Consider the following 11530-nt stretch of genomic DNA (forward strand, 5'->3'; position numbering starts at 1 on the left):
GGTATTTCGTCTCGCAGGCACCATCGATGGACAGCGGCGCCACAATGCATCTTGCCGTTTCGCTGTTTCCGGGGATCGCCGATCCATCGCCGGAACCGGGATTCAGCCGCCTGACTGGTTTCGTGCAAAAGGCCGAAGCAGCGGGCCTGGACATGGTGCTGCTTGCCGATTCCGCACCGGCGTCCGGCGGCGGTGCCGCGAACAGCCCGATGCCCTTCGAAGCGACCACTTTGCTGGCCGCATTGGCGACTGTCACAAGCAGGATCGGGCTCGTCGCCGCGGCATCGACCGTCGCCCACCAGCCATACAATCTGGCGCGCCGTTTCGCCTCGCTCGACATTATCAGCCATGGCCGCAGTGGCTGGAACGCAACCATGACGCAAGCGCCACGGGAAGCAGCCAATTTCAGCCGGCCCGGGGGATTTTCGCCCGACGATTTCCGCCGTCGCAGTGAGGAATGTATCGGCATCGTGCAAGGTCTGTGGCGGGGCTGGGATGCGGACGCGCTGCTGTTCGACCAGAGCGGCGGCCGCTTCCATGACCCCGAAAAGATGCATTTGCTCGACCATAAGGGCGAGTTCTTTTCCGTGCGCGGACCGCTGAACGTCGCACGCTCGCCGCAGGATACGCCAGTGCTCGTCTTGTCGGGCTTGAGCGAAGCCGACCTGGATATTGCCGCCCGCATCGCCGATGTCATCCTGCTGGATGACGGACCGGTGGAGGGCGCGACAGGACGCTATGACGATATCAGGCGCCGTGTCGCAGCCTGTGGACGCGACCCGGATGCCGTCAAGGTGCTGACGAACGTCGCGCCTACCGCCGATAGTAAGCCGGCTGCCGTCGCCGAGAGGCTGGAAGAGGAATTCCGGGCGAAAAGCTGCGACGGGTTCAACATCCTGATGCCGGCACAGCTTTCAGCGCTCGACGATTTCGTCGATCTGGTTTTGCCGGAACTGAGGCAGCGTGGCCTGTTTCGAGAGAACTACCGCGGCACGACGTTGCGCTCGCATCTGGGGCTTGCCGGCGGAGGTGACCGATGACCGCTCGCCAGATGAAGCTCGGCGCCTTCCTGTGGGCGACAGGCCACCACATCGCCGCCTGGCGCCATCCCAAGGCGCACGTCACCGCCGGCATAGACATCGATCATTACATCCAGCTGGCGCGCACGGCGGAGGCGGCGAAGTTCGACATGATCTTCTGCGAGGACGCCGCAGGCCTGCGCGAAGCCAATGTCGGCATTGCCAGCCAGACGTCGCGCTCGATCGGCTTCGAGCCGATCAGCCTGCTTTCGGCGCTCGCCGTCCAGACCAGCCGCATCGGCCTCGTCTCGACGGCCTCGACAAGCTACAACGAGCCCTATGGCCTGGCGCGAGCCTTCCTGTCGCTCGACCATCTGAGCGGCGGCAGGGCCGGCTGGAACTTGGTCACCTCGGCCAGCCCCGTCGAGGCCGCCAATTTCGGCTCGACCGGCCTCAAGCCCCATGCCGATCGCTATGAGCGCGCGCGCGAGTTCGCCGAGGTGGTCACCGGGCTCTGGAACGGCAAGCTCGATGGCGCTTCTGGATCCGGACATGACGGCCAGAGCTTTTCGGTTCGCGACCCGCTCGATCTGCCGCGTTCGCCGCAGGGCGCGCCGGTGATGGTCCAGGCCGGCGCCTCGGATGTCGGCCGCGACCTTGCCGCCCGCACCGCCGATGTGGTGTTCACCGCGGCGCAGACCTTCGAGGAAGCGAAGGCCTTCTACGACGATCTCAAGGGGCGTCTGGCGGCCTACGGGCGCGAGCCTGACGACATCAAGATCATGCCGGGCGTCGCGCCAGTGGTGGCGGAGACCGAAGCGGAGGCCCGTGAAAAATATGAGGAATTACAGGCGCTGATCCCCGACGACGTCGGCGTTGCGCTTCTGTCCAGCTATCTCAGCATCTCCGATCTGTGGCGCTATCCGATCGACGGGCCGCTGCCGGACCTGCCGGAAAGCGAGGGGATGAAAAGTCGGCAGGCGCTCGTCATCGAGCAATCGCGCCGCGACAACCTTTCCATTCGCCAGCTTGCCCGCCATTTCGCCGGCGCGCGTGGACATTGGCGCATCGTCGGTACGGCGGCCCAGGTCGCCGACGAGTTGCAGGCGCGGTTCGAGGGCGGTGCGGCTGACGGCTTCAACGTCATGCCCTCATATTTCCCTGGTGAGCTGGATGCCTTTGCCACGCTCGTCGTGCCGGAACTGCAGCGGCGCGGCCTGTTCCGCACGGAGTACGAGGGCCGCACATTGCGCGACCATCTGGGGCTGAAGCGGCCGGTTTAGCTGTGGCGCAGCTTAGCCTGCCATCACCCTGCCATGCGGAACTTGATGGTCGGCACTTGAGGTTGCGTTGTGACTGACCAGCGCCGTCATGATCTCGGCTGCCGCCAGCGCCGCGATGACCTGCGGGCGCTTGTCCTTGACCGTATCGCCGCCGATCGGCGAGACGAGGCGGGCAAACTCGGCCTCGCTGCCTGCCGCTGATTTCAGGAACCAGTTCCTGAACGTCGCTTTCTTGGTCTTCGAGCCGATCATGCCGACATAGGCGGTGTCGCCGCGCTTCAGCGCCTCGGCGACGATCAGGAAATCCAGCGCATGATCGTGGGTGAGGATGGCAAAGGCGGCGCCGGCAGGGGCATTTCGCACCATCGCTTCCGGCATAGCTGTCAGCCTGGTCTCGACGGTTTCCGGCATGCCTTCCAGTGCCTCGGCCCGCGTCTCGATGACGACGCAATGCACGGGGAGAAGTGCTATCGTCGACGCCAACGCCTGGCCGACATGGCCGCCGCCGAAGACGTAGACACGCGGCAAGTGAGCCTCCTCAGCTTCCGCAACCGCAACCAGTTCGGCGGCAAGCGCGGCATCGACGAGCCGGATCAGCACTTCGACGCGCCCGCCGCAGCATTGGCCGATTTCCGGGCCTAGCGGGACGTCCAGGGTAGCGCAGACTTTGTCAACCTCGATGCGGGTTCCCCTCCCCCTCGAGGGGAGGGTGGCGGCGAAGCTGCCGGGTGGGGTCGGATCGACCGGGCTCAACGCCCTGGCGGTGCCTTCTGATAGGACCCCCTCTGTCGGCTTCGCCGACATCTCCCCCTCAAGGGGGGAGAAGAGCATCTGCCTGGCCTTGTCGATTGCCATGTATTCGAGCTGACCGCCGCCGATCGTGCCAAAGATCGCCGCCCGCGAGACGAGCATAAATGCGCCCTTCTCGCGTGGCGTCGAACCTTTTGTGCCAGCCACTTCGACCAGGGCAATCCGGTCGGCGCTGGCAAGGAAGTCTCTCAGGCTTTGCACTTTCGAATTCATCATTCGCATTCCCGTGCGGGAAATATAGGTTTTTTCGGCCCGGATTGCACGCATTGCCGACCTTGCGCCAGACTCAGGCGACGGCCTCTTTCTTCAGCCTCTCGATCGCCATCAGCACGCGCTCCGGTGTGGCGGGGGCATCGAGGCGCGGGCAAATCTTGTTGTCGGCGACACTGGCCACCGCATCCGACAGCGCATGCAGCACCGACATGCCGAGCGGGAACGGCGGCTCGCCGACCGCCTTGGAGCGGTGGATGGTCGGCTCGCCCGCTTCCGGCCAGTCGGCCAAGGTGACGTTGAAGATCTTCGGCCGATCGGAGGCGAGCGGGATCTTGTAGGTCGACGGCGCATGCGTGCGCAGCCGGCCCTTGGCGTCCCACCACAGTTCTTCCGTCGTCAGCCAGCCCATGCCCTGGATGAAGCCGCCCTCGATCTGGCCGATGTCTATAGCTCGGTTCAGCGAGCGCCCGCAGTCATGGAGAATATCGGTGCGCTCGACCATGTATTCTCCGGTCAGCGTGTCGACCGAGACTTCCGAACACGAGGCGCCATAAGCGAAATAATAGAAGGGGCGGCCCTCGCCCTTGTCGCGGTTCCAGTGGATTTTCGGCGTCTTGTAGAAACCCGCCGCCGACAGCTGGACACGGGCCATATAGGCCTGCTTGACGAGGTCGGCGAAGGCGATTTCCTGGTTGCCGATGCGCACCCGGTTGGGCAGGAACAGCACCTGATCGCGCGGCACCTGGTATTTTTCGGCGGCGAAATCGATCAGCCTATCCTTGATCTGACGAGCGCCATTCTGCGCCGCCATGCCGTTGAGATCGGTGCCAGACGATGCTGCCGTGGCCGAGGTGTTCGGCACCTTGCCGGTCGTGGTCGCGGTGATCTTGACCTGGTCGAGGTCGATCTGGAATTCTTCCGCCACCACTTGTGCAACCTTGACATAGAGGCCCTGCCCCATCTCGGTGCCACCATGGTTCAGATGCACCGAACCGTCGGTGTAGACATGCACCAGCGCGCCGGCCTGGTTGTAGTGGGTGGCGGTGAACGAGATGCCGAACTTGACCGGTGTCAGCGCCAGGCCGCGCTTGATGAAACGGCTGTTGGCGTTGAAGGCCGATATCTCACGCCGCCGCCGCGCATAGCTGGCGCTTTCCTCCAACTCGGCGACGATGCGCTGGATGATGTTGTCCTCGACCGTCTGGTGGTAGGGCGTGATGTTGCGGCCCCCCTCGCTATCACCACTGGTGCCGTAGAAATTCTTTTTGCGGATTTCGAGTGGATCCTTGCCGACGGCAAAGGCCACCTCGTCGATGACGCGCTCGGCGCCAACCATGCCTTGCGGGCCACCGAAACCCCGAAACGCGGTGTTCGACACGGTGTTGGTGTAGAGCGGCGCCGACTGGGCATGCACCGCTGGCCAGAAATAGCTGTTGTCGCAGTGGAACAGCGCGCGATCGGTCACCGGGCCGGAAAGGTCCGACGAAAAACCGCAGCGCGCCGCGAACATGAAATCGACGCCGAGGATATTGCCCTCGTCATCGAAGCCGACCTCGTAGTCGACGAGGAAATCATGACGCTTGCCGGTGGCGATCATGTCGTCGTCGCGGTCGGGCCGGATTTTCACGGCGCGATGGTGTTTCTTCGCGGCGATCGCGGCCAATGCGGCAAACTGGTTGCCCTGCGTCTCCTTGCCGCCGAAGCCGCCGCCCATGCGGCGGATTTCCACCGTGATGGCGTTGCTCGGCACGCCGAGCGCGTGGCTGACCATATGCTGGACTTCGCTCGGATGCTGGGTCGAGGAATAGATGGTGACGTCCTGGTCCTCGCCGGGCACTGCCATGGCGATATGGCCTTCAAGGTAGAAGTGTTCCTGGCCGCCGATGCGCATTTTTCCCTTCAACCGGCGCGGCGCCTGACGGATCGCTGTAGCGGCATCGCCGCGCTTCAGCGTCAGTGGCGGCGTGACGAGCTTGTCCTTCCTAGGATCGAGCGCACCAATGTCGGTGACGAAGGGCAATTCCTTGTATTCGACCTTGGCCAACCTGGTGGCGCGGCGCGCCTGCTCGCGGGTCTGCGCAATGACGCAGAAGATTGGCTGGCCGTAGAATTGCACCTTGCCGTCGGCCAGCACCGGCTCGTCGTGACGGCCAGTCGGCGAAATATCGTTCTCGCCCGGCACGTCCTTGGCCGTCAGCACGTCGACAACGCCGGGCGCTGTGCGCACCGCAGAAAGATCCATGCTGGTAATCGTGGCATGCGTGGCGGTGGAAAGCCCGAGGCAGCCATGCAGCGTGCCGGCCGGTTCCGGCATGTCGTCGATATAGACGGCGGTGCCACTGACATGCTTGTGGGCGGAGTCATGCCGTTGATCGGTGGCAACGCCGCCGGCGATCTTTTCAGCCTTGAGGTTAGGGGCAGCGTGCTTGTTCATCATGCGCGCCCTTTCCCTTCTCCCCGTTCACGGGGAGAAGGTGGCCCGAAGGGTCGGATGAGGGGCAGCGCCGACGTCGACAGCCTTGCAGACAAAGATCGACGACGGCGCCGCCCCTCATCTGCCTGCCGGCATCTTCTCCCCGTGAACGGGGAGAAGGACGCTACTCGCGACCGTTCGGCTGTTTGTTCACTGGCATTGGTGCTCATCATGCCGCCTCGTTGCGTGACACTTGGAATGGTCCCCGGGTATCCGTGGTCTCGGCGAAGAAGCGCAGCAACAGGTTCTTTGCCGCTAGCGCCCGGTATTCGGCCGAGGCTCGCATGTCGGTCAGAGGGGTGAAATCCCTTGCATATTCGCCCATCGCCGCTTCAACCGTCTGTTCGGTCCACGGCTTGCCGAGCAGCGCTTTTTCGACAGAAGACGCCCGCTTCGGCGTCGCCGCCATGCCGCCATAGGCAATGCGCACCTCCGCGACCGTGCCATCGCTGGCCAGCGTCAAGAAGAAGGCGCCGAGGGCCGCGGTAATGTCCTCATCGCGGCGCTTGGTGATTTTGTGGACCGCGAATTTTGTGCCCTTGGCGGGAACAGGAACGTGCACCGCCTCCACGAATTCGCCCGGCTGCCGGTCCTGCTTGCCATAGGCGATGAAGAAATCCTCCAGCGCGATCGTGCGCTGCTTCTTGCCACGGCGCAGCGTCAGTTGCGCGCCGAGCGCTATCAAGGGCGGCGGCGTGTCGCCGATCGGCGAGCCGTTGGCGATGTTGCCGCCGATGGTGCCCATGTTGCGCACCTGTTCGCCGCCGATACGATCGAACAACGGCCCCAGCGCCGGGATACGCTTCGCCAATGTCGCGAAGGCGTCAGTGTAGGTGACGCCGGCGCCGATCGAAATGACGCCCTTGTCTTCCGAGATGGTGCAAAGTCCGTCGAGATTGCCTATGAAAATGGCCGGCGAAATATCGCGCATATGCTTGGTCACCCATAGGCCGACATCAGTCGAGCCGGCAACGATGGTGGCGCCGGGTTCCTTGTCCAGCACGGCGGCGAAATCATCGACGTTGGCCGGCACGACCAGCCGCGCCTTGGCCGAACCGATCTCGACCCGGGCGCCGTCATGCAGGGCCTCGAGCCTCTCGGTGATCGCCTTGCGCTCCGCGGCCAGCGGATCCTCCGCCGCCTTACCGTAGCTGGAAATGGCATGCGCGGCGCGGATGATCGCCTCGTAGCCGGTGCAGCGGCAGAGATTGCCTTGCAAGGCCTTTTCGATATCCGCGTTCGACGGATTCGATGACTTCATCCACAGGCCATAGAGCGACATGACGAAGCCCGGCGTGCAGAAGCCGCATTGCGAGCCGTGGAAATCGACCATCGCCTGCTGCACCGGATGCAGTTGGCCTGATACGCCGCGCAGATGCTCGACGGTCACGACGTGTGTGGCGTCCAACGAGCCGAGGAAGCGGATGCAGGCATTGACGCTTTCATAGACCAGCCCGTCCGCCGAGAGCTTGCCGACCAACACGGTGCAGGCGCCGCAATCGCCCTCGGCGCAGCCTTCCTTGGTGCCGCGCAGCGAACGGTCGAGCCGCAGCCAGTCGAGCAGGGTCGCGTCTGACGCCACCGACGAAAGCGCGACGTCCCTGCCGTTGAGGATGAAGCGGATTTCTTTGCGGATGCTGATTTTGGCCATGCCTCAGCTCCCCCTGTATGTCGAGTAGCCGTAGGGCGAGACCAGCAGTGGCACATGATAGTGCACGGGCTCGGCCATGCCGAAGCGGATCGGTATTACATCGAGAAAGGCCGGTTTCGGCAGGCTCAACCCCTGCTGGCGCAAATAGTCGCCGGCGGCGAAGACCAGTTCGTATTCGCCGGTGCGGAACTCCGCGCCGGCGAGCAGCGGCTTGTCGCAACGGCCGTCGGCATTGGTGACAACGGTCTTCAAATGTGTCCGTGCCTTGCCGTCGAGGTGATAAAGCGCGATCGACAGTCCCGCCGCCGGCTTGCCGGTCGCCGTGTCGAGGACATGGGTCGTCAGACGCCCGCCATCGGCATTCGACGTTTCTGCCATTGGCCGCCTCCCATTTCCGGTACGAGCGAATTGGCCCGGTACGATCAAGTATCAACAGTGAATTGTGCGCCAATTAAAGGCGATGCATAAGTCCCGGTCGAGCGGAGTGCGACAAAAACACTTTCAAAAATTTTCGGGGGAATGCGAGAAGCACCCTTTCGATATTCTGATCATACTTCGGGCCGTGCCCGGCGGGAGGGACGATGCGTTACTGCAGAGACATGCGCGGCTATGGAGCCAATCCGCCGGACCCGAAATGGCCTGGCGGCGCACATGTCGCCGTGCAGTTCGTCGTCAACTACGAGGAAGGCGGCGAGAACTGCGTGCTGCATGGCGACAAGGCGTCCGAAGCCTTCCTGTCGGAAATCGTCGGCGCGGCGCCGTGGGTGGGCCAGCGTCACTGGAACATGGAATCCATCTACGAATACGGTGCCCGCGCCGGCTTTTGGCGGCTGCTGCGGCTGTTCACCGAGTCGCAAGTGCCGATCACCTGCTACGGCGTCGCCACCGCACTCGCCCGTTCGCCGGATCAGGTGGCGGCCATGCAGGAAGCCGGCTGGGAGATCGCCTCGCACGGACTGAGATGGATCGACTACCGCGACCACAGCGCCGAAGATGAGCGCCGCGACCTCGAGGCGGCGATCAAGCTGCACTACGAAGTGACCGGCGCGCGCCCGACCGGCTGGTATACGGGTCGCACATCGATCAACACAGTGCGGATTGTGGCGGAAGAAGGTGGTTTCGACTATGTGTCGGACACCTATGACGACGAGCTGCCCTACTGGTTCGAGCATGAGGGCGGCGCGCAGCTCATCATTCCCTATACGCTCGACGCCAACGACATGCGCTTCGCCACGCCGCAGGGCTTCAACTCGGGCGACCAGTTCTTTGCTTATTTGAAGGACAGCTTCGACACGCTCTATGCCGAGGGCAAGGCCGGCCGGCCACGCATGATGAACATCGGCCTGCATTGCCGCCTCGTCGGGCGGCCGGGCCGGGTGGCGGCGCTGAAGCGCTTCGTCGACTATGTGAAGTCGCACGACAAGGTCTGGCTGGCGAGGCGCATCGACATCGCCAAACACTGGCAGGAGGTCAATCCTTATCAGCCGGCGGCACTCAGACCATCGAAGATGGAATTCGAGACCTTCGTCCACACTTTCGGCGGCGTGTTCGAGCATTCGCCCTGGATCGCCGAACGCGCCTACGAACTGGAACTGGGGCCGGCGCATGACACTTCAGGCGGCCTGCACAATGCGCTTTGCCGTATCTTCCGCTCCGCCAGCGAAACCGAGCGGCTTTCGGTGCTCAACGCCCATCCCGACCTTGCCGGCAAGCTGGCCAAGGCCAAACGGCTGACGGCGGAATCGACCAGGGAACAGGCCTCGGCCGGCCTCGACGCGCTGACCGACAAAGAGCGCGAACTGTTTTCCAAGCTCAACGCCGCCTACGTCACCACCTTCGGCTTCCCCTTCATCATCGCGGTGAAGGGCAAGACGAAGGAGGAAATCCTGGCGGAGTTCGAGGCGCGCATCGGCAACAGCCGCGGCGTCGAATTCGAGACCGCCTGCAAACAGGTCGAGCGCATCGCACTGCTCCGCCTCAAGGACATGCTTCCGCAATAGGTTTGAACCCATGGATACGATCAGGATGCCCGAGCGAACCTATTACGCACCACATGGCGGCCTCCCCGGCCAGAGCGAGCTTCTGACCGGCCGCGCCGTCTTCACCGAGGCCTATGCCGTCATTCCTCGGGGTGTGATGCAGGATATCGTCACCAGTGCCTTGCCGTTCTGGGACGAGACCCGCGTCTGGATATTGTCGCGACCGCTGTCGGGTTTTGCCGAGACGTTCTCGCAATACATAGTCGAGGTTGCGCCAGGCGGGGGCAGCGACCGGCCGGAACCCGATGCCGGTGCCGAAGGCGCGCTGTTCGTGGTCGAAGGCGAGCTGACGGTTCTGCTTGAGGGCAAAAAGCATAGTTTAAGACCCGGCGGCTTTGCCTTCCTGCCGCCGGCCAGCGGCTGGAAGGTTCGCAACGAAGGCAAAGCCGATGTTCGCTTCCACTGGATTCGCAAGGCTTACGAGGCGGTCGACGGTCTCGATGTGCCGGAGGCCTTCTTCGCCAACGAACAGGAGATCGCGCCGACGCCGATGCCCGGCACCGAGGGCCGCTGGGCGACGACGCGTTTCGTCGATCCAGCCGATTTGCGCCACGACATGCACATGACCATCGTCACGCTTGAACCGGGTGCGGTCATTCCCTTCGCCGAGACCCATGTCATGGAGCACGGGCTCTATGTGCTGGAAGGCAAGGCGGTCTATCGCCTCAACCAGGACTGGGTCGAGGTCGAGGCCGGCGACTATATGTGGCTGCGCGCCTTCTGCCCGCAGGCCTGCTATGCGGGCGGCCCGGGCAAATTCCGCTATCTGCTCTACAAGGACGTCAACCGGCACGCCAAGCTCGGCGGCGCCGGTTTCCCTGGGCGGACGCCGTGACGCGGATCATTGCGCGGCCACTGACCCGCGAGAGCTTTGCTCCGTTCGGCGACGTCATCGATATGGGCGGCGACAACCACTACCCGATCAATGGCGGCAGGGCCGAACGCTATCACGATCTGGCTGCCGCTGAGGCGACCGGACTGAACGCCCGCGTGCTGATCTCGATGGTGCGCGGCACGCCTTACGAACTGCCGTTGAAGCTGAGCATGGTCGAGCGCCACCCGTTTGGCAGCCAGGCCTTCATTCCGCTGTCGCCGCGTCCATTCCTGGTCGTCGTCTGCCATGATGGCGAGCAAGGGCCTGATGAGCCGCAGGCCTTCATCACCGCACCCGGCCAAGGCATCAATTACCGGCGCAATCTCTGGCATGGCGTGCTGACGCCGCTCGGCGAGCCTCAGGATTTCCTGATCGTCGACCGTGGCGGCGACGGCTCCAATCTCGAAGAGTTCCATTTCTCGCACGCCTACGAGATCCATCTCCCTTAATTTTTTGTGCGTGTCGTTACCCCAAACCCGGGGGCACTTTGGGCGACATGCGGCAGGAGACCCCCTGATGACGGATATTTCGCTGATCGACCGCCTGCTCGACGTTATCGAGCACGACATCGTGCCGAAGACGGCCTACGGCGTCACCCATGGCAACAAGCTGTTCGGCGCCGCGATCCTGCGCAAGGACGACCGGTCGCTGGTGCTGGCCGAAACCAACAACGAGATGGAAAACCCGCTCTGGCACGGCGAGGTGCACTGCCTGAAGCGCTTCTACGAAATGCCCAGGGCTGAACGCGTCGATACGAAAGACGCCATCTTCATCGCCACGCACGAACCCTGCTCGCTCTGCCTGTCGGCGATCACCTGGACCGGCTTCGACAATTTCTACTATCTGTTCAGCCACGAGGATTCGCGCGACAGCTTTGCCATCCCGCACGACCTGAAAATCCTGAAAGAGGTCTTCACCCTCGATCCCGGCGGCTACAATGCCGAGAATGCCTACTGGAAGAGCTTTTCCATACGTCGGTTGGTGCGAACTTTGCCCGAAGCCGAGCGGCAACGGCTGCAAACACGTATCGGCGCGATTTCGGCGCGCTACGATGAGTTGTCCGGCGTCTATCAGGCGAATAAGGACGATAACGACATTCCGCTGAATTGACGCGGATTGACCAGCCGAATTCGTTGGCTGGCCCACGACGCGATCCCACCGGCTCCAT

At 63.4% G+C, this 11530-nt stretch carries 10 protein-coding genes; 6 read left to right on the plus strand and 4 right to left on the minus strand.

All coding sequences use genetic code 11. The features are described from left to right. The first annotated feature begins 26 nt into the window (after positions 1–26). Positions 27–1040 carry an LLM class flavin-dependent oxidoreductase gene (locus tag AC0L3E_RS26950; protein ID WP_473606014.1) on the plus strand — a complete coding sequence of 338 codons (1014 nt, stop codon included), beginning with the start codon at positions 27–29 and terminating at the stop codon, positions 1038–1040. Continuing rightward, entirely contained in the window at positions 1037–2302 is a 1266-nt protein-coding gene (locus AC0L3E_RS26955; RefSeq protein WP_473606015.1) for an LLM class flavin-dependent oxidoreductase, read from the plus strand. Before AC0L3E_RS26950 ends, AC0L3E_RS26955 begins: the two co-directional genes overlap by 4 nt. Positions 2303–2314: 12 nt before the next feature. On the opposite strand, the gene xdhC is transcribed toward AC0L3E_RS26955, so the two are convergent. The 4 genes from xdhC to uraH all read right to left on the minus strand — a co-directional run bounded on the left by xdhC (position 2315) and on the right by uraH (position 7827). Continuing rightward, positions 2315–3325 carry a xanthine dehydrogenase accessory protein XdhC gene (xdhC, locus tag AC0L3E_RS26960; protein ID WP_473606041.1) on the minus strand — a complete coding sequence of 337 codons (1011 nt, stop codon included), beginning with the start codon at positions 3323–3325 and terminating at the stop codon, positions 2315–2317. A 73-nt stretch (positions 3326–3398) separates the two neighbouring features. Further along, complete coding sequence (gene xdhB / locus AC0L3E_RS26965) at positions 3399–5759, minus strand: xanthine dehydrogenase molybdopterin binding subunit (RefSeq protein ID WP_473606042.1); 2361 nt, start codon at positions 5757–5759, stop codon at positions 3399–3401. A 208-nt stretch (positions 5760–5967) separates the two neighbouring features. Further along, a complete protein-coding gene (gene xdhA / locus AC0L3E_RS26970; RefSeq protein WP_473606016.1) occupies positions 5968–7449 on the minus strand; it encodes a xanthine dehydrogenase small subunit in 1482 nt (493 codons plus the stop codon). 3 nt (positions 7450–7452) lie between these two features. Beyond that, positions 7453–7827 carry a hydroxyisourate hydrolase gene (uraH, locus tag AC0L3E_RS26975; protein ID WP_127321370.1) on the minus strand — a complete coding sequence of 125 codons (375 nt, stop codon included), beginning with the start codon at positions 7825–7827 and terminating at the stop codon, positions 7453–7455. 203 nt (positions 7828–8030) lie between these two features. Between uraH and puuE the strand changes: the two genes are divergently transcribed. The 4 genes from puuE (at position 8031) to AC0L3E_RS26995 (ending at position 11472) form a co-directional block, all read left to right on the plus strand. Next, positions 8031–9449, plus strand: coding sequence for an allantoinase PuuE (gene puuE, locus AC0L3E_RS26980; RefSeq protein WP_473606017.1), 1419 nt, complete (start codon positions 8031–8033; stop codon positions 9447–9449). Between the two features lie 10 nt (positions 9450–9459). After that, on the plus strand, positions 9460–10323 hold the full coding sequence (locus tag AC0L3E_RS26985) for a bifunctional allantoicase/(S)-ureidoglycine aminohydrolase (protein ID WP_473606018.1): 864 nt from the start codon (positions 9460–9462) through the stop codon (positions 10321–10323). Then, the gene (locus tag AC0L3E_RS26990) at positions 10320–10811 is read left to right on the plus strand and encodes an ureidoglycolate lyase (protein WP_473606019.1); all 492 of its coding nucleotides are present in this window, start codon (positions 10320–10322) and stop codon (positions 10809–10811) included. Before AC0L3E_RS26985 ends, AC0L3E_RS26990 begins: the two co-directional genes overlap by 4 nt. 67 nt (positions 10812–10878) lie before the next feature. Next, positions 10879–11472: a nucleoside deaminase gene (locus AC0L3E_RS26995; RefSeq protein ID WP_473606020.1), complete on the plus strand. Its 594-nt coding sequence runs from the start codon at positions 10879–10881 to the stop codon at positions 11470–11472. The last annotated feature ends 58 nt before the right edge of the window (positions 11473–11530 follow it).

Source organism: Mesorhizobium sp. WSM4822 (assembly GCF_055811155.1).